Origin of the sequence: Desulfomicrobium norvegicum (genome assembly GCF_900114595.1) — a bacterium.
GTDB lineage: Bacteria > Desulfobacterota > Desulfovibrionia > Desulfovibrionales > Desulfomicrobiaceae > Desulfomicrobium > Desulfomicrobium macestii.
Map to the genome: position 1 here is coordinate 466,426 of NZ_FOTO01000001.1, position 21,406 is coordinate 487,831.

A 21,406-nucleotide genomic window follows, 5' to 3' on the forward strand; every position below is an offset into this window, starting at 1 on the left:
GGAGTTCACATGACCTTGCCCCAACAGGCCGCCGACGCCATCACCTCGGCTGCAGGCTGGCAACCGGCCCGGCCGAACGACGACGGCGTGTTCCGCTTCCGCCTGGAAGGAGACCTCGAGATGGATTTTTTCTCGCCCGACGGGCGCACCGGCATCTTCCGCTCCACCCTGGCCACCCTGCCGGACACGGAAGCCGAGGCCGATGCGCTACTGAAGACCTGCGCGCAGCGCGCGGTGGCCGCCTCCCGGAAGCGAAAATCCATTCTCTCCATCGACACCGGGCGCCTGCAACTGCATCGCGCCGTCAGGCTCGACGGGCTTCCGCAGGACATGCTGGCCCGAGTAGCCTCCGACGAGGCCCGGGCTTTCCTGAACGACCTCGCGTGGTGGCAGGGCCAGACCGGAGCAAAACCCGGACAGGCCGCCGCGCCGTCTCCCTTCAGCCTGTCCGGATTCGGCGGCTCCTGGTCTCCGGGACGTTGATGGGCATGGTCATTCATCCGCCTTCACGCTTCCTGCGCCGCGCGGCAGTCCTCCTGGTCCTCGCCCTGGCCGTCCTGACGGCGGCCCCGGTCCCGGCCGCCCTCGGCTCGCCCATGCTCAACGGCATCCGCCACCGTTCCGAACCCGGACACACGCGAGTGGTTCTGGATGTCAGCGCACCGGCGGACTTCACGCAGGCCCTGGAAGAAAAAGCCGGAACACGGCGGCTTCGGATCACCCTGCGCGGTATCGGCATGGCCAAAGACGTCAAGCCCGAGCGCGCCGTCGGCGACGGCATCGTCTCGTCAATCCAGGCCACCTCCACCCCGGACTCAGGGGTGGAGGTCTCCATTGACCTCATGGCCATGGGCCGCCACCGCATCTTCACCCTGACAGGCCCCGACCGGGTGGTCGTGGACATGTACACGGCCCCGGCAGTGAAAAAGCAGCCGACGACCGCGCCGACGCTCGCCGGACTCTCGGTCGCCCCGGTCCCCGTGGCGTCCGGGAGCGGTTTCTCCAAACCCTTCAGTTACTACGCGGACCAGCAGGAACTCGCCACGGTGCTCATGCACTTCGCCCGCGCGCAAGGACTTGGGGCTTCCCTGTCCGCCGGGGTGACCGGCAAGATCAGCGGCCGTTTCTCCGACGTGCCCGCGGACAAATTTTTGCAGGGCATGCGCGCCGCCTTTGGCGTGTCCTGGTATCGCATCGGCAGCACCCTCCATTTCTTCAATGACGCGGAGATGACCCGCGCCTTCATCACCCCCAGGGCGCTGACGGCCGAAAAACTCTATTCCATGCTCCAGCAATCGGCCGTATTCTCACCGCAGCTTCACCCTGTCCTGGCACCGGACGGGAACATGATCGTCGTTTCCGGTCCCCCGGAATACATCAACCAGGTCATGAGCGCCGTGACGGCCTTCGAAGAGGCCCAGACCGGGACCGTTGTAATGCGCGTCTTCCCGCTCAAGTACGCCTGGGCCGAAGACATCACCGTGAACAGCATGGACAAGACCGTGACCATACCCGGCATCGCGAGCATCTTGCGGGCCATGCTGAACGGAACGCCCGTCTCGGCCACGCGTGTGACCCAGCAAAAAGCAACGCTGGACACACTCTCGGGCACAGGGCTGGCCGCCCAGGGCCGGGAGTCAGAACAGCCGGAGCAGGCCGCGCAGCCCGAGGCGACCGGCCCAGGCGCCAACATCATGGCCGACCCCAGGGTCAACGCCGTTCTGGTCCATGACGCCGAATACCGCATGCCCTACTACGCCAAGGTCATCGAAGACCTGGACAAACCCGTGGAACTCGTCGAGATCCACGCGGCCATCGTGGACATCGATACGGACTTCAAGCGCGACCTTGGCATCACCTACCAGGCCGCGGACGGTTCCAGCAAAGGCTGGGGATTCGGCGGCGAGCTGTCGTCAAGCGACGGCGCATTTTCCGCCCTGCCCGTACCCGGCTCTCCGTCCGGCGCGGGGCTGACCCTGTCCACCATCTACACCATGGGCTCCGACTACTTCCTGGCCCGCATCCAGGCCCTGGAAGAAGAGGGCGAGGCACGCATGCTCGGCCGCCCGTCCGTCCTCACCGTGGACAACGTGCAGGCCACCCTGGAGAACACCACCACCTACTACATCCCCATTCAGGGCAACGAAGCGTCGGACCTGTTCAAGGTCGAGGCGGGCACGGTGCTGCGCGTCACCCCGCATATCATCACGGAGCAGGACGGACGGCGCACCATCAAGCTGGCCGTGAACGTCCAGGACGATCAGAACAACAACAGCGAAGCCACGTCTACCACGACCATCCCCCCCATCAAGCAGACCAAAATCAACACCCAGGCCATCGTCGGGGCCGGACAGAGCCTGCTCATCGGCGGCTACTACTACGAGCAGAAGGGCAGCGCCGAAAGCGGCATCCCCATCCTCAAGGACATCCCGGGCGTAGGAAATCTGTTCAAGACCACGTCGAAAAGCAGCAAACGCATGGAACGGCTCATCCTCATAACCCCGAGGGTCATCAATCTGCAGGACATGCCCGCCATCCCCCCACGGGTGGATGATCCGGCCATGCGCCAGAGCCCGACCCAGGCGGACTATTCAGAACGCCCGGCACCGCCCAAGCGTAGCGGTTGTGCGCACGTCGCTCCGGCTGACGAGGCGCTCGCGGTGCCGTTCAGACCCGAAGCCCGGCCGGCGGGAGGCTCCCAGCCATGACCCCGGCCGGATCCGTCCGCCTGCGGATTTTTTCCGGTCCCCACCTAGGCGCGGAAATCATCCTGCCGCCCGGGGAACACCTGGTTGGCAGTGACGATTCCTGCGACATCATCCTGAGTGAGGGATTGGTGTCGCCGCGACACGCCCTGGTGCGGATCATCCCAGCACAGGACGACCCACCGCAGGCGGACATCCGGCCCGTTGACGACGCCGTACTGATCGACCAGAGCCCGGCCGCTGCCGACGGCACTCCCTGGAGCCCCGGTTCACCGTGCCTGCTGGGCTCGACCATGCTGGCCTGGCTGCCGGCCGAAGACACGGCTGAAGCATGGCAGGAACTCATCGCCCACCTCGCGAAACCCGCAGACAGCAACGACCGACAGGCAACGCCCCCTTTGGCAACCGACACACCGGTCGTCGAAGCCGGAACGGATCATGCGCCAACAGAATTGGCAAACGCCGACTCCGTTGACTCCGAAGCGACGCCGCCCCGACCCCGAAGCCGGACCGCAGGCAAGATCATACGCGCCCTTGTGGTCCTGCTCTGCCTTGGCTCCCTGGCCGTATCCTACGAATTCTCAACCCGGCCGACCGGCGTCAGCCAGCAAGAACTCACTGAAATTCTGAAAGAAAGCGGGTTCACAAGCCTCTCGGTCCAACGCGACGGAGAGATCCTGGAGGTACGCGGGGAAGTGGCGGACGACCACGAACGGGCCCGTTTGCTCAGGCTGGCCCAAAGTCTGCAATCACCTGTTCAACTCGATGTCCACGTGCGTGCGGACCGGATCGGGGCCATCGCCTTCGCCTTCAACAGCCAAGGACTGTTCCCGGAGATCTTGAAGACCGAGGAAAGCAACGGCTACCAGGTGCGCGGCTACATGCGCAGCAGTCAGGTGGAGGAAGCCGCCTTCGCCGCCGCGCTGGAGGATTTTCCGGCCAACATGCGTCCCCTGCTGGTGCGGGAAATCATCCATGCCGACGCAGTGGACGGAGCCCTGCGCCCCCTGCTGGCCCGCACGGGCATGGACTTCGTCTCGGCCGACTACCGCCCTGGGATGGTCATCTTCTCAGGGACTTTTTCCGAAGCCCAACGCAGCCTGCTTGAGTCGGTCATGTCCGAGACGCAACAAGCCCTCGGCGTTCCGGTGCCTTTCAGAATCGTTGCCGCGACGCAGGTCACGCTGACCAGGGCTGCAAATCCAGCGAACACGACATCGGCCATGCCCATGGCTGCCCCGAGCCCCATGGCGGCAGAACCTTCCGAAGCGAGCATCGAGGGGCTTCAGGTGACGGGCGTGACCCTCTCACCCATGCGCTTTATCTCCGTACACACGGGTGAACGGGTTTTCGAAGGCGGATTGCTGCCCACGGGGCACACCCTGGAAAGCATCGATGACAAGGAACTAAGGCTCCGCAAAGACGGGGTTGTAACCATTTACAGACTGCGAGGCACCAATGAATGAAGCTTTTGTCTCGGTCCTGGACATACTTGAGAACGATCCATCGGGTGCGGGCCTAAAGCCCATCCGGGAAGACCTTCTGAACATGGACATGGACATCCGTAGAAACATGGACCGGGGTCTGGCACCGGATGAAATGACCACGGCCCGGACGTCGCGCGCCATGATCCAGGCCGCGGAGAGCATCCTGAACAAGCTCTCGTCCTGATCTGAAAAACGCAGCCTGCCGCACCGGCGGGCAAGGAAGGTACATATGGCTATTTCAGGAACCCCCGGACTGAACCTGGGCAATCTCTTCGACAAGAGCATGGAAGCCGTGAGCAAGCGCGGCGCGAACATCGAGCAGAAAATGAAGGAGCTGCAGAACAGTGAGTCTGCCAGCCCCGAGCAGATGGCCATGCTCAATTTCGAACTTGGCCAGTACAACGCCATGCTCGAATCCCTCTCCACCGTCACCAAGAGCATGAACGACATGCTCAAAAGCCTCGCCCAGCGCGCGGGCTAGGGAGAAACCCATGCTTTCCACGGAACACAGACAACGCCTCCTCGACATCGCCAACGCAGGCTGCTCCAAGGGCCTCGTAGTCGAGGCGCGGGCCATCTACGAAGGCCTGCTGACCCTGGACCCGGACATGGCTCCGGCCAACATCGGCCTGGCCTTGAGCCACATCGTCCTCAACGAGTTCGCCGAGGGCGAGGAACTCCTGCGGGAGAAAGTTCTGGCTGCCGACCCGGCCGACCAGGAAGCCCGCGCCATGCTCGGCCTTTGCCTCACCCTGGCCGGACGGTGCAATGACGCCGAGGACATACTGGAACCCCTGTCCCGCGAAGGCGGTCCCAGAGCCGAACTCGCGACGACCCTGCTCGAACGCGCTCGTCAGTAGCAGACACCCATGGAACTGGGGTCCGTTGCCAACCTGGCCAGTCGGCTGCTCGCCGCCCTGGAAAAAACCGGAGTCTCCAGCGGCGCGGAGCTGCGCTCGGACTTCGGCCCCAGTGGGCAACCGGACCCTGAACTTGTACGCGCCTTCGAGGAAGCCATGGAGCGCGGCCCCGAGCCCGTTTCCCCAGGATCATCCGGGACCGACGACGCTACGGGATTAAACGAGCAGGCCCAGATCGACGTGCAGCCGACAGAGCAGACCCAGTTCCAAACGGAGGCCGTGCCAAACGGTCCCCAGGCCATGGACGCTCCGGAGGCCCCGGAGAAAATCGCCGACCAGTCCGAGGGCTTGCGCACGGCGGAAACGAATGGGTTCGCTCCACGAGAGGCTGCGGCTACGGATGCAGCCCCCCAGCCGGATGCTTCGTCCAGGGTCGAGGCCTCGGACGGGCTGCGCGAACTTGAGAATATCCTGGGTCGCATCGAGTCGGGCCAACTGCGTGCCGAGGACCTGTTCCGCATGCAGTATCTCGCCGGGATGCTCAAGGTACACGCCGAAAGCGGCATGAAAGCCTCGCAAAAAATGGCCCAGGGGTTCGAAAGCCTCCTCAGACAAAAGGGATAACAAACACAAGGATTGCACGGTGCCCACACCCAACGTTTCAACTCCCCGGGGCCGCTTCCCCCTTCCCGGTCGGCTCATCCCGGCCATTCTCGTGCTATTGCTCTGTCTCGTCCTGGCGGGATGCCAGGTCGAAGTCTACCGGGAACTGAGCGAGGAACAAGCCAACTCCATGCTGACCGTTCTGCTCAAGCGGGACATCCAGGCCAAAAAGGTGGCCGAAGGCAAGAAAGGCTTCTCCATCACCGTCGATGAGAAAGAGCTCGTCCAGGCCCTGGAGATCCTCCAGGAAAACAACCTGCCGCGCGGCAGCTTCACGGACATGGGACAGATCTTCTCCGGGCAAGGCATGATCTCCTCTCCGGCCGAGGAACAGGTGCGCCTGGCCTACGCCATCTCCCAGGAACTCGCGGACACCTTCTCGCGCATCGACGGCGTGCTCACTGCCAGAGTGCACGTGGTCCCGGCCGGAGTCGCCCAGGCCGGCGAGCACCAGAACCTGCCGTCGGCGGCCGTATTCATGCGTCACCTGCCGGATTCCCCCGTGACCAACCTCGTGGCCCGGGTGCGCGAGGTCACGGCCAAGGCCGTTCCGAATCTCGACCCCGAACGCGTCTCGATCATGCTGGTTCCGGCGCGCGAATCCGTGAGTGTCCCCATGGTCGCACAGGAACGCTTCCTGGGCATACCGTACAGACCCGCCGACGGTCCGCCGTTTGTCCAGGCCCTGGCCCTTCTGGTCGCGGCCCTGTGCGTCAGCGGGGGCATCCTCTTGGCGGGGTACGAGCTGTACCGTCGCAATCAGCGCCGGAAGGATCCAAAGGCCGCCCTGCCCGAGTGAACCGGCGCGATCCAAACGGATCAGCGTTCCCGACACCAGCTCGGCGGACTCCTTCGCAAGTGACCCGTGACGACAAGGCAACGCATGCACAAAGACTTTTTTGTCCACATCATCCGGCACAAGCCGCAGCTCTTTCAATCCATGCTCGCATTCAACGGGCAGGATGAACTGCGGTCGACCAAGACGCCGGTCGGCCTGCTCCGGATCCAGGGCTTGGACGCAGAGACCCTGTGGGCCAACGGTCGCGCTCGACGCCGCCTCGTCGACTACGTCAATTCCGACGGACCGAGCCACTTCTGGGACTTCGCGGAGGAATCGCGTCGGCTGGCCCTTCTGCCGCCGGAACTCCTGGACCGGGCCGTGCTCCAGTTCGGCGTGGCCCTGCATGCCGACGAACTGTCCCATCTCATCGCACGCGAGGACGTCCTGACCGCGCGAGGGGAAATAGGCCCGGAACTCTTTGCCTATGCCCTGCAACGCGGCAGATTCCAGGCAGGATCACTGGCTGGCCTCTTCGGCGACAGCCACGGCGGCCTGGCCGCGCGCATCCGTCGGCACGGACGCCAGGCCCTGTCCCTGTGCAGCTCCGTCTGGCCCCGGGAACTGCTGGACATCTGCGCCACCCGGTTCGCCGAACTGGCCCCGGCGTTCTCCGCCGTGGGCGCCCCGGACAACATGGACACGGACCTGGACGAGACTCTCCCGGCCGAAGCCAGACGAGCCGTATGGTTTGGATTCAAGAAAATTCTGCTCAAGGAGGTCGCGCCGCAATGGGCTCCATGTTTCGACTAACCAAGGACACGATCTTGCCCCCGGCCGGCCTGCGGGTGCTCAAGGCCGCAGACGCCGCGACCCTCCATTCGTCCCAGCAGATCCTCGACGCCGCGCGTGAGCGGGCGGAAGCCATCGTGCGCGAGGCCGAAGAAGTTTACGAACAGCAACGCCAACAGGGCTACGAGGACGGCCGGACCGAGGGCAAGCTCGAACACTCCGAGAAAATGCTTGAAACGATCATGTCCTCGGTGGAGTTCATCGAAGGCATCGAATCGACCCTGGTCAACGTCGTCGGCCAAGCCCTCCGCAAGATCATCGGAGAACTCGACGACGCGGACCGCATCGTGCGCATCGTGCGCACGGCCCTGATGGGCGTACGCAACCAGCAGCACGTCACCGTGCGCGTTGCCCCGGCCGACGCCGCAGCCGTGGAGAAGGCCCTGGCGGCCATGTTGCAGGCCGCCCCTGGTCGAACCAGTTTCCTGGACATCGTGCCCGACGCGCGCCTCGAACGCGGAGCCTGCCTCCTCGAAAGCGAACTGGGCGTGGTGGACGCCAGCCTCGAAACCCAGTTGCGGGCCTTGGAGAATGCGCTGCAGGCCCGCATCAACGCCTGATCCGCGCAGCGGGCCGGCATAATCCGCGCGGCCCTCGGCTGCACGGAAGGAGAACGGGAATGGCATTTGAATATATCGGCGCTCTCCTGGAGGAGACGGTCCAGAACACCAGTTCCGTGGAGGTCCGAGGCCGCGTGGAGCAGGTCGTCGGCACCATCATCCGGGCCGTGGTGCCCGGGGTCAAGGTGGGCGAGCTGTGCATCCTGCGCAATCCGTGGGACAGCTGGACCCTCAAGGCCGAGGTGGTGGGCTTCGTCAAACAGGTGGCCCTGCTGACCCCCCTGGGAGATCTGCAGGGCATCTCCCCTGCCACGGAGGTCATTCCCACCGGCGAAATCCACTCGGTTCCCGTAGGCGAAGACCTTCTGGGCCGTGTGCTTGACGGCCTGGGCAATCCCATCGACGGTGGGCCGCCGCTGAAACCTCGCACCCGCTACCCCGTGTACGCCGACCCGCCCAATCCGATGTCGCGGCGCATCATCGACCGCCCCATGTCCCTGGGACTACGGGTCCTGGACGGGATGCTGACCTGTGGCGAAGGGCAGCGCATGGGCATCTTCGCCGCAGCGGGCGGCGGCAAGAGCACCCTGCTCTCCAGTATCATCAAGGGCTGCTCCGCCGATGTCTGCGTGCTGGCCCTCATTGGCGAACGCGGCCGCGAGGTGCGCGAGTTCATCGAACACGACCTCGGGCCCGAAGGCCGCAAGAAGGCGGTGCTGGTGGTCTCCACTTCGGACAGATCGTCCATGGAGCGCCTCAAGGCCGCCTACACGGCCACGGCCATCGCCGAATATTTCCGCGACAAAAGCCGCAGCGTGCTGCTCTTGATGGATTCCGTGACCCGCTTCGGACGCGCCCAGCGCGAAATCGGCCTGGCCGCAGGCGAACCGCCCACCAGGCGCGGTTTCCCGCCATCGGTCTTCTCGACCCTGCCGAAACTCATGGAACGTGCCGGCACGTCGGACAAGGGCTCCATCACGGCCCTGTACACGGTGCTGGTTGAAGGCGACGACATGACCGAACCCATCGCCGACGAGACCCGCTCCATCCTTGACGGGCATATTGTCCTGTCCAGAAAGCTGGCCGCATCAAACCATTACCCGGCCATCGACGTGCAGGCCAGCGTCAGCCGCGTCATGAACGCCATCATTTCCAGCGAACACAAGGAGTCCGCCCAGAAGCTGCGCAAGATCCTGGCCAAGTTCGCGGAGGTCGAGCTGCTCGTGCAGATAGGCGAATACAAGAAGGGTTCGGACCGGGATGCCGATGACGCCTTGAGCCGAATCGACGCGGTAAATACGTTCCTCAAGCAGGGCCTGTCCGAGAAAAGCACTTTCGAGGAGACCCTGCAGGCCATGCACAAGGTCGTGGCCTGACCATGGCTCGCTACCCCCTGGCCCCTCTGCTCTCGGTACGGCAGTACAGGGAAGAAGCCGCTCAGAACCTGCTGCGACAGGCCGAGCGGATGGTCCGAGAGGCCGAAGCCACGCTGCGGGAACGCGAAAAAGAGCTTGAGCGCTATCGCATCTGGCGCGTAGAGGAAGAGGATAGGCGCTACGAGGCCATAATGGGACAACTTTTGAGCCTCGACGACCTTGAGGCTTTCAAGGCCGGACTCGGCCGCCTGCGCGATGCGGAACTTCTGCGCGAGGAGGACGTGACCAAGGCCGAGCAGGCCCTCGTCAAGGCCCGCCAGGCAGTGACCGACGCCAGGAGCGGCCTGAACAAGGCCCGTCGCGACACGGCCCGCATTCTGGCCCACAAGAACATATGGAATGAAATGACCCGCCGGGAAGCCGAACGGAAGGAAGACCTGGAAAGCGAAGAATTCAGGCCCCTGCCCATCGGCACGGGCGATGACGCCTGATCCCGGTCAGGAAGGACAAGAATATGCCGGATTTCATGAAAGTCGACTCCACACGCCTCGAAAGGGCTGGCGCGGGAGAGGAAAAGCCCGGGCCGCAGCAACCCGACAAAGACTCGGTGCAGCGTTTCCAAGATTCCATGGAGACGAAAGGAAAGGATCGCGAAGCCCGATCCGGTGACACTCCCTCGAAAGCATCTGAAAACGCCCCGGATGACGATGCCCCCGGCCAGATGCCGTCCCTGCCCCTGAATGACCTGTTCAGCGGACGCATGGCGTCGATTACGCCCGGTGCCGCCCGGCCTGAAGCGCCCATGCCGCCCGGCGAACTGGCCGAGAAGCTGGTGGAACGCATCCTGGTCGGCCAGACCGCGGACGGTGGACAGGAAGTGCGGCTACGCCTCGGACCCGACGTATTGCCCGGAACGGAAATCCGTATGACCAAAGGCCCCGACGGCACCCTGCAGGTCGTTCTGATCACGGACAACGCTTCGTCCTTCCAGACCCTTGTCGCGGCGCAAAACGACCTCAAGGCCAGGCTGGAAAATCTGGACAGTCCGGTGCGCATCGACATCACCTCCGAAAGCGGTGCGGAAGACAACGACAGCAATCGCCGTTCAAGGGGCTGGGTCCCCGAAACCGATGAACCCCGATGACAGGACCAACCATGCCTGAACACACGTCCGCCGTGTACGCTCCTCCGCGCCTGGACCCGCTCCAGGCCCACGTGGACAACATGCTTCTAACCCGCGAGCAGCCGTGGGCCGTGGTCGTCGGCCATCGCCCCGCCACGCTGCGGGCGGTGCCTGCGCCCTTTCCCTTCAAGGTCATGGGCTCGCTACGCCTGCACTGCGCCGGGGGCGCCTGGCGCGTGGAGCTGGGCGACACGGATTTCATACGCCGCCATCCCGCCATCGCCGAAGTTCCGCTCTGGACAGACCTGCCCGGGGCCGTGCGCCTGGCAGTGCTGGACCTGATCCTTGGCACCTTGCTTGAGCCCCTGCAACGACTCATGGGCAACGCCGCCACCCTGGGCGAAGCCTCGCTCGAACCCGCCGTGACCGAGAACGACAATCCGGCCGCATTCGTGCACCTGATTCTTGAATTTTCCGACGCCGAGCATGACGATGCACCCGTGCCCTTGCGCGTCGCCATACCGGACCGACAGTCCGCCCTGCTCCTGTGCGATCGCCTTGCGGACCTGCCGGTCCGCGGCGCAGGCCAGGGCGCGGAAGAGCATCCCGACCTGCCCATCGCGGTGTGCGTGGACGCGGGCAGCATGCGCATCTCCATCCGGGAGCTTTCCGCACTGGAGCAAGGCGACATCCTCCTGCCGCCCGACTACCAAGGCGCACAGGGCAGGATCATGCTCCGTCCGTGCCCTCCCGCGACCGGACAGGCCAATCCTCCGGGCGGTGCTGCCGGCGTGCTGTGCACCGTCAACGACACCCAAGCCACGGTGGTGAACGCCGTGACGAATTTCCAGGAGATCCCCATGACCACCACAGATCCGTCCGAGACCACTTCTCCCGCCGAAGATCAGGCAGGACTGGATGTCGGCGGCATCGACGTCGAGCTCTGCTTCGAGCTTGAACGCCGCACCATGACGGTCGCGGACCTCGCGGCCTTTGTGCCTGGCTACACCTTCACCCTCGGCTGCAACCCGCTCTCGCCGGTGTCGTTACGCATCAACGGGGCCGTTGTCGGCACGGGACGCCTGGTGGACATCAACGGCGTGCTCGGTGTGCAGGTCGATTCGTTGACCCGGAAGGGGGGACAGGATGGTCGGGGTTAATCCACTCTTTTTCATCTTCGGCATCGCGGCCCTTGGCCTGGCGCCGTTTATGCTCATGATGGTCACCTCCTACGTCAAGATCGTGGTGGTCACCTCCCTGGTGCGCAACGCCCTGGGCGTACAGCAGGTCCCGCCGACCATGGTCATGAACGGCCTGGCCATCATCCTCAGCATCTTCATCATGGCGCCCATGGCCATGAACACGGCAGCGCTTCTGGAGACCGCCGACATCAAGGAAAACCCGACCCCCGCGGAAGTCGGTCGGATCCTGGAGCACATCTCGCCGCCCCTGCGCAAATTCCTGTCAGCCAACGCCAACGAATCGGTGGTTCGGACCTTCATGAGCACGGCCAAGCGCATTTGGCCCCAGAATCTTCACGAACGCATCGCGCCCGACAACATGTTCATCCTGGTTCCGGCGTTCACCATTTCGGAGCTGACCAAGGCTTTCCAGATAGGATTCCTGCTCTACCTGCCTTTTGTGGCCATAGACCTCATCATTTCGAACATCCTGCTGGCCATGGGCATGATGATGGTGTCCCCCATGACCATCTCCCTGCCCTTCAAGCTCCTTCTCTTTGTGACCCTTGACGGGTGGGTGAAGGTCAGTCAGGGACTGCTCCTGAGCTACGCACAATAAATGGAGAAAGACATGCAAATCAACGTATCGCAGATACAGGACATCGTTGTCATCAAACCCAGCGGCAGCATGGACGCGACGACCACGAACATTTTCGTCAACGCCTGCCAGGAAAGCCTGGACGCCGGAGCGGTCAAGATCCTGATCGACCTGGCCGGCATCGAATACATGAGCTCCGCCGGCCTGCGCGGCATACTGACCCTGCTCAAGGGGAGCCGCACAAAAAAGGTCCCCGTGGCCTTCTGCAACCTGCAGCCCATGGTCAGCGAGGTCTTCAAGATATCGGGCTTCACCGCCATGATGCCGATCTACGACACTCCGGAAACGGCCCTGGCCAAACTCTGAGAGGAAACATGGCCGCTCTGACCGTGCCCGCCCGCATCGAGGAACTCGACGCAGTAAACGAGTTTCTGGAGAGTCGCATCCCGCCGGACTTCCAGGGCATCGCCTCCCACGTGCGGCTTGCGGCCGAAGAACTCCTGGTCAACGTCTTCACCTACGCCTACGACGGCGGCCCCGGCGAGGCCCGGGTGGAGTGCCGCCCCGCGCGCCTGGACGGCCGGGACTACCTCTTCTTCAGCGTCACGGACTGGGGGCATCCCTTCGACCCCTTCGACGAGGCACCGAGGCCCGACCTCGACCTTGACGCGGACCACCGCCCCATCGGCGGTCTGGGGGTCCATCTGGTGAAATCCGTCAGCGCCCGCCACGAATACAGACATCACAACGGCGCGAACATCGTCGAACTCTACTTCGCCAAGCCCGAGTGATGCGCCCCCTCCGACACGCCGCCGCCACGCTGACCTGGGCCGCCCTGCTCGCCTCTCCGGCCCTGTCCGCGGACAGCCCAGGGCGCAGCATGCCCGGCATCCTCCAAGAGGAAATGAGCGTCTCCGAGCGCATGCCCCAGGTCGTGCGGCCCCTGCATGACGACGAAGCCTCGGCGCTCCGCGATCCCGCTCGCGGAACAGAGAACATGATCGAGCAGATGGATGTCTATTCCCTGTCCGATCACGCCCATCTCCTGGCTCTGCCGCGCATGGTTCCTCCCCTGCTCGTCACGGAGTCAGCCCAAGGGCGGGCGCACATGCCGACCATGGCCGAGTGGGACCCGATCATCGGGCACGGCAGCCGCGTCTCGGGCCTGGACCCGGGTCTCATCAGGGCCGTCATCCGCGTGGAATCCAACAACGATCCCCTGGCCATCTCCCCCAAGGGGGCCCAGGGCCTCATGCAGCTCATGCCCGGCACCCAGGCGCACCTCGGCGTGACCGACCCCTTCGATCCCCGCGCCAACGTTGAAGCGGGCAGCCTGTATCTGCGCCGCCAGCTGGACGCCTTCGGCACCCTGGAGCTGGCCCTGGCGGCCTACAACGCAGGCCCGGGCAACGTGCAGCGCCACGGCGGCATTCCCCCTTTTCGCGAAACGCAGGATTTCGTGCGCAAGGTCCTGGCGCTCTATACCCCTTAAGCCTTCGCACAAAAAAATACGCCCGTGTCAGGGATACGGTTTTTGGCAACGCCTGAAACCGGCCTGATCGGGCGCTTTGAAAAAAACAGACTGCTTCAGTTCATGCTGCCGGAATGAGCGTTCATCTCCCTTGTGTTCAAAGTTCCGCGCCGGCCAGCTCGACCCGATTCCTGCCCAGATTCTTGGCCTGATAGAGGGCCTGGTCCGCGGCCGTGATCGCCCCTTCCAAGTCTCCTTTATACTGGGCCACTCCAAAACTCGCCGTAACCCGGATCTCCTTGCCCGCGAAATAGTAAGTCGTGTCGGCGATGCGCGCGCGGACCTTCTCGGCGACTTCCAGTCCCCCTGCCGAGTCGGTATCCGGCAACAGGATCATGAATTCCTCACCGCCCCATCGGGCCAACGTGTCCTGCCCACGGATGATGCCCTTCATGCGCACTCCCGTTTCCACCAGAATGCTGTCCCCGGCATCGTGTCCGTGAGTGTCGTTGATCATTTTAAAATGATCAAGGTCCACGATGACGAGCGTGAAGGGCGTATTCTGCCTGCTGCTTCGGGCCACTTCGAGGTCGAGCCGCTCCTGGACGACGCGCCGATTGAAAAGGCGGGTCAGCGGATCGATGGTCGCGGCCTCCTGCAAAGCCTTTTGGGCCACAAGGCGTTCGGCCACTTCCTGGCTGAGCTTGTTGTTGACTTCCGAGAGATCGGAGGTGCGCTGACGAACCCGGATTTCCAGTTCGTCCTTGGCCTGGCGCAGGGAGTCGACGGCCGCTTGCGTCGTGCGCTGGGACAGGGACAGGCTGTTCGACATTTTATTAATGGCTTCGATGAGCCTGTCGAGTTCGTCATTGGTCTGAATGTCGAGCTGCTCGTCGTAGCGACCTTCCGCGATGGAGGAACAGCGGGAAATGGAAACGCGTATGGGTATCATGAATCGGTTGGCCAGGATTCGGGCCAGAACGAAGGCCAGGACAACGGCCACGGATACCGCAACAGCGCCGGAGATGCGCAGGGCGCTGTATTTTTCGCGAACCTGATCGGCGCGCATGTCGATGCCGACCAAAAACTGCCCCTTGGCGTTTTTGATCGGGGCGTAGCCCGATAGAAACGAGCCCCATTCGTCGGTGACGATCTCGTCGTCGACGATCATGGACGTGAAGCCTCTCTGCAAAGATGGCAGTACGTGGGCGTACTTTTTGCCCGGCAGGGCCTGTGCATTGGTTTCGTCGGAATCAATGACGAAGAAGATCTTCTCCGCCTCAAGGCGCATCACGTAAATGAAGGCGATGTCGGGGTTCATGCGTTTGAGGGTGCGCAACTGGTCGAGGGTGGCCACGTATTCGGGGCTGGCCATATCTTCCTCTGTACGGATGTGGCGCAAAGCCTCGGCGTCAAGAGTCTGGCTGATGAGCCCCGCGCTGGCCTGCAGGCGCTCCTTGAGCCCATCCATGAGGCTTTCCACAGCGCTCAGGTAGAAATACGTCCCTGCGGTGCCGGCGATGAATAGGACGATGAGAATGTGGCTCAGGAACAGTTTGGTGCGGACGGAAATGCGGATATTCATGCGGAAGCTACTCCTTGGCTCTCTTACTTTTTCGCCTCTCCCATCGGGAAGCGGGCATTCTTATAGGCGACAGGAGCGGTGAACACCCCTTTGCCACTCTTGTCGTCGGTGGGGGTAAAGGTCACCTTGTCTCCGCTCAGGCTCACGTCATACATGCGGGGCTCCTCGGTCAGGTCCGACTCGATAAGAATACGGGACATTATTCCGTCAACATCATGCGAAGCAACGACCCTCAGGGTCGTCCGCAACGAGTGTTGGTCAAACGGATGCCACGGAATCTCCACGCACTCGGCGAGGTACTTTTGCGCCTCCAAATTGATGCGCGTCTGAGTCGATTTAACGTTCAGATTGAAGGACTGGAGGGTCGAAAAGGTCTGAATCAAAGCCTGATGCAACTCATCGAATTTGGCGATGAAAGCCTTGTGCTTATCCTTGTCAGGGATGAACCGATCCAGTTGCAAGCCTTCGGCAGGGCTTAAAACATGCTCGCTGAACAGTCGTTCAATGGAACGGGCCACGACGGGATCAAGCCCTCTGGCTTTGGCGTCGACCAAAGCGGTCGTCAAGCGCCGCGTGTGGGTGAACAACTTGGTCATCTGCTTCTCGATATCCATCTGAATCCGAAAGTTCATCAGTGCTTCGGATTCCAGGATCATGGAAGTGGTCACCCGGGTCAGCGAAGACGGATTGTTCGGATCCACCACGCGGGACATTTGGCCGTACGTGCTGATCTTGTTAGCTTCTCCAAGTGCCGCTACTTCACGCGAATCAACATCACTCTGTGTCAGGTCGACGTTTCCGAGCAGAGGCGAAACACCCTTCGAAGCGTCAAGACCCAACGTCCCGACATTACGGGCGATATCAAACAACGCCGCATAGGCGTTGAACAGGGTCGCGCGCAGGTCCGTTATCTGCTGGGTCTGACCCACGGTGAACACGGTGGGATCATCCATATAACTCTGTTCCTGCCCTGCCAAAAATTCCATAGCCGGGAAGAAAGAGTGTACCGCCTTGCTCAGCGACTCCTGAGCTTCCTGACGCATCAGCCGCAGTTCCGGTGTCATTTCCTTAGTTCGGGACATGGTATCGGCATAGAGCATCAACTTGTGCGTATATTCGGAAAAGTTGGACCGCAATTCGTCGGCGTGGGACAATCCTGCTTTGGTCAAGGCGATAAAGGAGTCCTGCATCAGATTGACCACATCGGAGATACGGATACGCGCGGTGGTCATCTTGGACACACTCTCAAGCACTTCGTTCATGTGTCCCATGTTGTTCAGGCTGTCACGTCCCATGCCCACTGTGAAGCCCCAATCTTTCCACTCGTTCAAATCATCTTTGAGACTTTTGTACAGTTCAACTTTCTGTTGATCCGCAACGCTGTCGGTGGATAGAGACTTGTTGAGGGTATCCAGCAGACGTTCAAACATCGCCACGGTCTCTTGGCCGGGAATTTCGTGGGGGTGCGCCATGATAAAGTCGACAATGGCGTTGCAGTCGCTTTCCCATGCTCCCCGATCGACGCCTTCCGGACAGGACTGGCGTAGCATGTCCAATCCTTCGGAGGCCAACTGGCCCATGGCGTGCATGTTGATCATGCCATGGAGTTCAGCTTCCAGCCGCATCAGCCCTTGCAGTTCGGTATTCAGGGTCGCAAACAGCTTCGTCCGCTGATCCAGCCTGGCCTGTTTTCCGTCGATGCCGCTGAGAGCCGAAGCCATCTCGTAGGAATACGCCGTCTTGATATCTGTGATCCGTTCTGCCAGCTCTGAAAGCGTGCCGCGCAGCGAGGCTTCGTCCAGTTTGTCAGGATTCAGCGTGAGCGGCGTGCGCAGCTCGGCCAGCCGCTTATCCAGTTCAGAGATGCCGGTTTTGGGTGCCGAATTCCGATATTCCTGCATGTCCATTCCGAACCGCTCGGCATCTTCCTGCATGCGCATTTTGCCGTTCTGTTTGAACTCTTCAATCTGCTGCGCACTCGGTTTGGGCACTGTGACCGTAAACGACGTGGTGGCATCAAGCCGGGTGAACAGCTTTTCAAAGCTCTGCACCGCGACACCTTGCAGTCCTTCGGTGAACTGAGCCGCGTTCGTCTTGATAAGATGCAGCGCAGGCAAATCCTTTGCGGAAATGAGCGAACCGGGTGCTTCCAGCAGGTGCCTGGTCATCACGGAACAGGCTTCGTGCCATGAGTTGCCATCCACTCCCGCAGGCGGCGTGTCGCCCTTGGCGGCCAACTGCCTGGCCAACGTAATGGCCGAAAGCTCCACCTCGATGCTTTTGAGTTCCTGGCGCGCGGCAACGAACTTGAGCGTCATGTCTTTAACCGAATTGACCGCGATCTGCGCCACTGCTCTGGCCCCCTTGGGCATTTCCGGACTTTGATTCTGCCTGCGGATAAAATTGCGGATGAGGTCATCCGCCTTTTCGTCAAGCGGGCTTTGCAGGCTCTTGGTCTGCTCCAGTGTAGCGTTTTTGTAGAGGAAGAGTTTGGACAAATCGCGGTTGGCTTCTTCGGCCGAAACCAGCTGGGGCTGGTATTTGTCCACCGCCAACTGCCCGGCCATTTTGGCCGATTCCGTCTCCAGCGCCTTTTCGGCAATTTCCTTTCCCCGCTTGATGGTCGCGCCGATAATGGTGTCCAGCTCCTCCCGAACGGCATCGAACTTTTCCATTGTCAGTTTCGTTTCGGGGTTCAGGCCCTCTCGCAACAATCGGAGCTGGTCAGTGAATTCTGCCATTTCGGGGGCGCCGGTCTTGCACAATTGCTCCAGCCCGTTCAACTTCTCGCGCAGGAGCTGTCCGACACGCTGTTCTTTCGAGCCGAACAGACCCTTGAAAACGTCGCCCAGCTTTTGCAGCCCGGTTCGTTGGTCCACGGGTTCGGCCACGACATCAGGCAGGCTCGCATGAAGCAGCTTGTCGAATTGACGAACCAATGCGCCGTGGTCGCGCATCACGGGGTTGGGGTTTTCGTCCGGCATTCTGGCCATCACGGCAACGGCTGCTTTCATGCTGTTCAGCGCGTCGGGATTGTTCTTCATCAAACCGTTGATCAACCGCTGCAGGAAGAGCGACTCCGATGCTTCACGGTCCAGCCCGTACGAACGAGCCAGACTGTCGATTTCAGTTTCAAACGCGCTGAGTTCCTTGGCAATGCCGTCGATCAGGAGATTCTTTTCCTTCGCGATATCTTCCGAAAGTCCGGACTTGCCAGCGAGCGTCTGAAGATTGACAAACTTCCCGGCCATCCGGCCCAGGTTCACCTCGATGGCGTCCTGCGCCCGGCGCAGTTTTCCGGCTGAATGCCACCAATCGAACTTGTCGATGGTGGCTTTGAACACGCCTTCAAGCCCCGTGTTTGCCTTATGCGGCTTGTGCTGGGAGCGGCTCGAAGGAGACATGATTTCGGCCTTAACAATTTTATTGTCCTTCCCGATGGTAATGGGACGCTCGCCTACGAGCTCGTCCATCTTGAAATTTTCTTGCCGTGCCGTCAGCTGGACTCGCGCCTGATTCGCATTAAGACCGATGCTCATAGTATCTCCTTACAACCTGTACCGGTAGTGCTCACAAAAAACGCCCGTCAGACTCTGATAAAAGTACTGGGCGGCAGATCGGGCAGTTCGTCGCCGGGTAAAGGATCCTCGGTTGCTCCACTGGACAGTTTTTCTTTCCATTCGAGATACGTGGAAAAAAAGGCTTCAAACATTTCCACCCAGAGTTCTTCCGCCATTTCCGAAGTCGGCGCACGCATGAACAGACACAACCGGTCCTCGGCATTCACCCCGAACGAGGCGTGGCCCGTATCGTTAAACAGATAATGCGCCCGGAACAGTTTAAGCAACGTGTCACGCGACAGGAATGCGGCATCGTCCGTCAACGCAGCAAAAACATGCAACCAATTCTTGGTGTCATCTTCTTCAAAATCAATGACGATGCTATCGTTCAGCCTGATCCTACAAAGCCCTAGTTCATTCAGGCATAACTCGGGAATGCCGAGACGTTTGCCGATATGTTGCACCATTTCGCTTGCAGTCATAGAAGTCCTCCGTGATATTTTGAGCACAAAATACGCCACACGTCAAAAAATACAATTATTCCAAATTAATAAAACTCAAGATAGAAAAATATTGGCGGTCCATTCAAAACCTGACCCCAACAATGTTGGCAATGCAGCGCCAACCGATGGCATTCAAGAAGACCAAAGGTTTGCTACCTACACGCTAGATGTGTTTCGTCGCACCATGCCAATGAGTCCGTCAAGTTCGGCTTAAATTTCCCTGACATGCATGGTGATGCAACCACAGCTGCCTCTATTTCTAAAGTGTTCGAAAATAGCACACCCACGCACTGCAGGGACGGCAAGTGCTCGAAAAATAAAAAAAGGCCTACAGATGATTTACCTGTAAGCCTTGTTTTTCCTGGTCGGGGCGAGAGGATTCGAACCTCCGGCCCTCGGTTCCCAAAACCGATGCGCTACCAAACTGCGCTACGCCCCGAAGAGCGCCGTATCTACACAGGCGCGCTCAACACTGTCAACAGGTTTCTCGATCGGGCTCTGGACAGGGTTTGAGCTTGGTCTTAGATACATCAAATGCGCCCGATTATCGTTCTACTCACTGATTTTGGTCTCCTTGATCCCTATGTCGGACAGATGAAGGGAGTCATTCTGCGTGAGGCGCCGGACGCGTGCATTGTGGATCTTTGCCACGAAGTGGTCGCGCATGACAGTGTCCAAGCCGGTTTTTTGCTGCAAGCCAGCCATCGTCACTTTCCGCCTCAAAGCATCTTTTTGGGAGTGGTCGATCCGGGCGTCGGATCATCCCGGTCCATTTTGCTGGCCCAGCGGGAAAATCAGTTCTTCCTGGCCCCGGACAACGGCCTGCTGTCGTTTCTGATCGACGAGCCCGTGTCATGGTGGCGGATTGACGCACAGGCCTTCGCCGCCGGCAACACCTTTCACGGCCGGGATATTTTCGCGCCCATCGCCGCGCGGCTGGCCCTGGGTGCGACACCGCAAGCCTTCGGATCGCGCGTCGCGCCGGACACGATCATGCGCCACGATCTAAGCTGGGCCGAAATCGGGGATCCCGTCGTTGACTGCACGGTCCTGCACGTGGACCGCTTCGGCAACTGCCTCTTGAACCTGCGCGCCGAACATTTTCATGAATCGCCAAAGACCTGGCTCCTCGATGACGGCAGAACCGTCGTCAAGGCTGTCGCCTACGCGAGCCTCGCTCCCGGACAGATCGGCCTCCTGGCGGGCAGTCAGGGCGTGCTGGAACTGGCGGTGAACCAGGGCGACTGCGCCCGTACCCTTGGCCTTGCCCCCGGCCTGAACATCCGCCTGACCCGAAAGGACACCCCGCACCCGTGAATCCGCTCAAAGACTTCCTCGTGGCCCTGACTTTTCTGACCCGCCTGGGCCGCGCCCATATCACCACCTCCGAGGCCATCAGCAAATCCATGCCCATGTATCCGATGGTGGGGCTGCTCCTTGGGCTGATCCTGGCTCTTTGCTCCCGGCTCCCGCTCTCTCCTTGGGTCCTGGCCTGGGTTCTGACCGGGCTCAACATCTACCTGACACGGGGCCTGCACTGGGACGGCTGGGCCGACCTGTGGGATGGATGGGGCAGCGGCGCGACGGGCGAACGCTTCTGGACCATCGTCAAGGACAGCCACATCGGTGCCTTCGGGACCATGGGCCTCATTTTGGGCCTTGGGCTTCAGACCGCGCTCTTTGAAGCAGCAGTTTCCCGCGATGCATGGCTGGCGCTCATCCTTGCCCCTGTTTTTGGCCGGTTTTCCTGTCTGGTGCTGGCCCGCATGAGCCAAAACCTGTCCCGTCCGGGCCTCGGACAAAACGCCGTGCAGGGGGCGACGCGCTCTGCCCTGATCGTGGGCGGATGCACCACCCTGCTCCCGGCCCTGGCCCTGGCCCCGAGCCATCTGGCCGCGACCCTCGCGACGACCGTTGCCGTCCTGGCCGCGCTGCTGGCCCTGGGCCGCAAACAGGGAGGCGTGAACGGCGATTTTCTGGGAGCCGCCATCATTGCAGGGGAGGTCTGCGTTCTTCTTCCCCTCTCCCTGCCGATCTGGTAAGTATTGGTACGTATCACACGTTTTTGAACGACTGTTCAGGACCTTAGCATAAGTCCGAAAAC

The 21,406-nt window shown here is 61.5% G+C and carries 23 protein-coding genes and 1 tRNA gene; 20 read left to right on the forward strand and 4 right to left on the reverse strand.

Annotated elements, in window-relative coordinates; translation table 11 throughout:
* The first annotated feature begins 9 nt into the window (after positions 1-9).
* The 18 genes from BMZ24_RS02080 (at position 10) to BMZ24_RS02165 (ending at position 13,675) form a co-directional block, all read left to right on the forward strand.
* A complete protein-coding gene (locus BMZ24_RS02080) occupies positions 10-483 on the forward strand; it encodes a CesT family type III secretion system chaperone (RefSeq protein WP_092188765.1) in 474 nt (157 codons plus the stop codon).
* Entirely contained in the window at positions 483-2,708 is a 2,226-nt protein-coding gene (gene sctC, locus BMZ24_RS02085; RefSeq protein WP_244150265.1) for a type III secretion system outer membrane ring subunit SctC, read from the forward strand. Before BMZ24_RS02080 ends, sctC begins: the two co-directional genes overlap by 1 nt.
* A complete protein-coding gene (gene sctD, locus BMZ24_RS02090; RefSeq protein WP_092188767.1) occupies positions 2,705-4,171 on the forward strand; it encodes a type III secretion system inner membrane ring subunit SctD in 1,467 nt (488 codons plus the stop codon). The genes sctC and sctD overlap by 4 nt, the downstream gene beginning before the upstream one ends.
* Positions 4,164-4,376 carry a hypothetical protein gene (locus tag BMZ24_RS02095; RefSeq protein ID WP_092188769.1) on the forward strand — a complete coding sequence of 71 codons (213 nt, stop codon included), beginning with the start codon at positions 4,164-4,166 and terminating at the stop codon, positions 4,374-4,376. The genes sctD and BMZ24_RS02095 overlap by 8 nt, the downstream gene beginning before the upstream one ends.
* Before the next feature lie 45 nt (positions 4,377-4,421).
* Positions 4,422-4,673, forward strand: a complete 252-nt coding sequence (locus BMZ24_RS02100) for an EscF/YscF/HrpA family type III secretion system needle major subunit (protein ID WP_092188771.1) — start codon at positions 4,422-4,424, stop codon at positions 4,671-4,673.
* A gap of 10 nt (positions 4,674-4,683) precedes the next feature.
* Positions 4,684-5,052: a tetratricopeptide repeat protein gene (locus BMZ24_RS02105; RefSeq protein ID WP_092188773.1), complete on the forward strand. Its 369-nt coding sequence runs from the start codon at positions 4,684-4,686 to the stop codon at positions 5,050-5,052.
* Between the two features lie 9 nt (positions 5,053-5,061).
* On the forward strand, positions 5,062-5,676 hold the full coding sequence (locus tag BMZ24_RS02110) for a hypothetical protein (RefSeq protein ID WP_092188775.1): 615 nt from the start codon (positions 5,062-5,064) through the stop codon (positions 5,674-5,676).
* Between the two features lie 19 nt (positions 5,677-5,695).
* Positions 5,696-6,514, forward strand: coding sequence for a type III secretion system inner membrane ring lipoprotein SctJ (gene sctJ, locus BMZ24_RS02115; RefSeq protein ID WP_092188777.1), 819 nt, complete (start codon positions 5,696-5,698; stop codon positions 6,512-6,514).
* A gap of 84 nt (positions 6,515-6,598) precedes the next feature.
* Positions 6,599-7,306: a hypothetical protein gene (locus BMZ24_RS02120; RefSeq protein WP_092188779.1), complete on the forward strand. Its 708-nt coding sequence runs from the start codon at positions 6,599-6,601 to the stop codon at positions 7,304-7,306.
* Positions 7,285-7,905 carry an HrpE/YscL family type III secretion apparatus protein gene (locus tag BMZ24_RS02125; RefSeq protein WP_092188781.1) on the forward strand — a complete coding sequence of 207 codons (621 nt, stop codon included), beginning with the start codon at positions 7,285-7,287 and terminating at the stop codon, positions 7,903-7,905. Before BMZ24_RS02120 ends, BMZ24_RS02125 begins: the two co-directional genes overlap by 22 nt.
* Before the next feature lie 59 nt (positions 7,906-7,964).
* Positions 7,965-9,281: a type III secretion system ATPase SctN gene (sctN, locus tag BMZ24_RS02130; protein WP_092188783.1), complete on the forward strand. Its 1,317-nt coding sequence runs from the start codon at positions 7,965-7,967 to the stop codon at positions 9,279-9,281.
* A 2-nt stretch (positions 9,282-9,283) separates the two neighbouring features.
* On the forward strand, positions 9,284-9,772 hold the full coding sequence (locus tag BMZ24_RS02135; RefSeq protein WP_092188784.1) for a type III secretion protein: 489 nt from the start codon (positions 9,284-9,286) through the stop codon (positions 9,770-9,772).
* Positions 9,773-9,795: 23 nt separating this feature from the next.
* Positions 9,796-10,425 carry a type III secretion HpaP family protein gene (locus tag BMZ24_RS02140; protein ID WP_092188786.1) on the forward strand — a complete coding sequence of 210 codons (630 nt, stop codon included), beginning with the start codon at positions 9,796-9,798 and terminating at the stop codon, positions 10,423-10,425.
* An 11-nt stretch (positions 10,426-10,436) separates the two neighbouring features.
* Positions 10,437-11,564 carry a type III secretion system cytoplasmic ring protein SctQ gene (gene sctQ / locus BMZ24_RS02145; protein WP_161949009.1) on the forward strand — a complete coding sequence of 376 codons (1,128 nt, stop codon included), beginning with the start codon at positions 10,437-10,439 and terminating at the stop codon, positions 11,562-11,564.
* Positions 11,551-12,204, forward strand: a complete 654-nt coding sequence (sctR, locus tag BMZ24_RS02150; RefSeq protein ID WP_092188790.1) for a type III secretion system export apparatus subunit SctR — start codon at positions 11,551-11,553, stop codon at positions 12,202-12,204. The genes sctQ and sctR overlap by 14 nt, the downstream gene beginning before the upstream one ends.
* Positions 12,205-12,216: 12 nt before the next feature.
* Positions 12,217-12,549: an STAS domain-containing protein gene (locus BMZ24_RS02155; protein ID WP_092188792.1), complete on the forward strand. Its 333-nt coding sequence runs from the start codon at positions 12,217-12,219 to the stop codon at positions 12,547-12,549.
* An 8-nt stretch (positions 12,550-12,557) separates the two neighbouring features.
* On the forward strand, positions 12,558-12,974 hold the full coding sequence (locus BMZ24_RS02160; RefSeq protein WP_092188794.1) for an ATP-binding protein: 417 nt from the start codon (positions 12,558-12,560) through the stop codon (positions 12,972-12,974).
* Positions 12,974-13,675, forward strand: coding sequence for a lytic transglycosylase domain-containing protein (locus tag BMZ24_RS02165; RefSeq protein ID WP_225940229.1), 702 nt, complete (start codon positions 12,974-12,976; stop codon positions 13,673-13,675). Before BMZ24_RS02160 ends, BMZ24_RS02165 begins: the two co-directional genes overlap by 1 nt.
* A 136-nt stretch (positions 13,676-13,811) precedes the next feature.
* Here the strand turns inward: BMZ24_RS02165 and BMZ24_RS02170 are convergent, their stop codons facing one another.
* The 4 genes from BMZ24_RS02170 to BMZ24_RS02185 all read right to left on the reverse strand — a co-directional run bounded on the left by BMZ24_RS02170 (position 13,812) and on the right by BMZ24_RS02185 (position 19,741).
* The gene (locus BMZ24_RS02170; protein WP_092188796.1) at positions 13,812-15,239 is read right to left on the reverse strand and encodes a GGDEF domain-containing protein; all 1,428 of its coding nucleotides are present in this window, start codon (positions 15,237-15,239) and stop codon (positions 13,812-13,814) included.
* 23 nt (positions 15,240-15,262) lie between these two features.
* The gene (locus tag BMZ24_RS02175; protein ID WP_092188798.1) at positions 15,263-18,778 is read right to left on the reverse strand and encodes a hypothetical protein; all 3,516 of its coding nucleotides are present in this window, start codon (positions 18,776-18,778) and stop codon (positions 15,263-15,265) included.
* A 47-nt stretch (positions 18,779-18,825) separates the two neighbouring features.
* Entirely contained in the window at positions 18,826-19,281 is a 456-nt protein-coding gene (locus BMZ24_RS02180) for a type III secretion system chaperone (protein ID WP_092188800.1), read from the reverse strand.
* Between the two features lie 383 nt (positions 19,282-19,664).
* Positions 19,665-19,741 (reverse strand) — tRNA-Pro (locus BMZ24_RS02185).
* 95 nt (positions 19,742-19,836) lie between these two features.
* Between BMZ24_RS02185 and BMZ24_RS02190 the strand changes: the two genes are divergently transcribed.
* Complete coding sequence (locus tag BMZ24_RS02190; protein ID WP_092188802.1) at positions 19,837-20,619, forward strand: SAM hydrolase/SAM-dependent halogenase family protein; 783 nt, start codon at positions 19,837-19,839, stop codon at positions 20,617-20,619.
* On the forward strand, positions 20,616-21,344 hold the full coding sequence (locus BMZ24_RS02195; protein WP_161949010.1) for an adenosylcobinamide-GDP ribazoletransferase: 729 nt from the start codon (positions 20,616-20,618) through the stop codon (positions 21,342-21,344). Before BMZ24_RS02190 ends, BMZ24_RS02195 begins: the two co-directional genes overlap by 4 nt.
* Positions 21,345-21,406 lie beyond the last annotated feature (62 nt).

Bases quoted from the DNA above. Each gene is read 5' to 3' on its own strand.
- BMZ24_RS02080 (WP_092188765.1), top strand. From the start codon at position 10: ATGACCTTGCCCCAACAGGCCGCCGACGCCATCACCTCGGCTGCAGGC.
- sctD (WP_092188767.1), top strand. From the start codon at position 2,705: ATGACCCCGGCCGGATCCGTCCGCCTGCGGATTTTTTCCGGTCCCCAC.
- BMZ24_RS02190 (WP_092188802.1), top strand. From the start codon at position 19,837: ATGCGCCCGATTATCGTTCTACTCACTGATTTTGGTCTCCTTGATCCC.
- BMZ24_RS02095 (WP_092188769.1), top strand. From the start codon at position 4,164: ATGAATGAAGCTTTTGTCTCGGTCCTGGACATACTTGAGAACGATCCA.
- BMZ24_RS02165 (WP_225940229.1), top strand. From the start codon at position 12,974: ATGCGCCCCCTCCGACACGCCGCCGCCACGCTGACCTGGGCCGCCCTG.
- BMZ24_RS02140 (WP_092188786.1), top strand. From the start codon at position 9,796: ATGCCGGATTTCATGAAAGTCGACTCCACACGCCTCGAAAGGGCTGGC.
- sctN (WP_092188783.1), top strand. From the start codon at position 7,965: ATGGCATTTGAATATATCGGCGCTCTCCTGGAGGAGACGGTCCAGAAC.
- BMZ24_RS02100 (WP_092188771.1), top strand. From the start codon at position 4,422: ATGGCTATTTCAGGAACCCCCGGACTGAACCTGGGCAATCTCTTCGAC.
- BMZ24_RS02170 (WP_092188796.1), bottom strand. From the start codon at position 15,239: ATGAATATCCGCATTTCCGTCCGCACCAAACTGTTCCTGAGCCACATT.
- BMZ24_RS02175 (WP_092188798.1), bottom strand. From the start codon at position 18,778: ATGAGCATCGGTCTTAATGCGAATCAGGCGCGAGTCCAGCTGACGGCA.
- sctC (WP_244150265.1), top strand. From the start codon at position 483: ATGGGCATGGTCATTCATCCGCCTTCACGCTTCCTGCGCCGCGCGGCA.
- BMZ24_RS02180 (WP_092188800.1), bottom strand. From the start codon at position 19,281: ATGACTGCAAGCGAAATGGTGCAACATATCGGCAAACGTCTCGGCATT.
- sctQ (WP_161949009.1), top strand. From the start codon at position 10,437: ATGCCTGAACACACGTCCGCCGTGTACGCTCCTCCGCGCCTGGACCCG.
- BMZ24_RS02120 (WP_092188779.1), top strand. From the start codon at position 6,599: ATGCACAAAGACTTTTTTGTCCACATCATCCGGCACAAGCCGCAGCTC.
- BMZ24_RS02155 (WP_092188792.1), top strand. From the start codon at position 12,217: ATGCAAATCAACGTATCGCAGATACAGGACATCGTTGTCATCAAACCC.
- BMZ24_RS02125 (WP_092188781.1), top strand. From the start codon at position 7,285: ATGGGCTCCATGTTTCGACTAACCAAGGACACGATCTTGCCCCCGGCC.
- sctR (WP_092188790.1), top strand. From the start codon at position 11,551: ATGGTCGGGGTTAATCCACTCTTTTTCATCTTCGGCATCGCGGCCCTT.
- BMZ24_RS02110 (WP_092188775.1), top strand. From the start codon at position 5,062: ATGGAACTGGGGTCCGTTGCCAACCTGGCCAGTCGGCTGCTCGCCGCC.
- BMZ24_RS02135 (WP_092188784.1), top strand. From the start codon at position 9,284: ATGGCTCGCTACCCCCTGGCCCCTCTGCTCTCGGTACGGCAGTACAGG.
- BMZ24_RS02105 (WP_092188773.1), top strand. From the start codon at position 4,684: ATGCTTTCCACGGAACACAGACAACGCCTCCTCGACATCGCCAACGCA.
- BMZ24_RS02160 (WP_092188794.1), top strand. From the start codon at position 12,558: ATGGCCGCTCTGACCGTGCCCGCCCGCATCGAGGAACTCGACGCAGTA.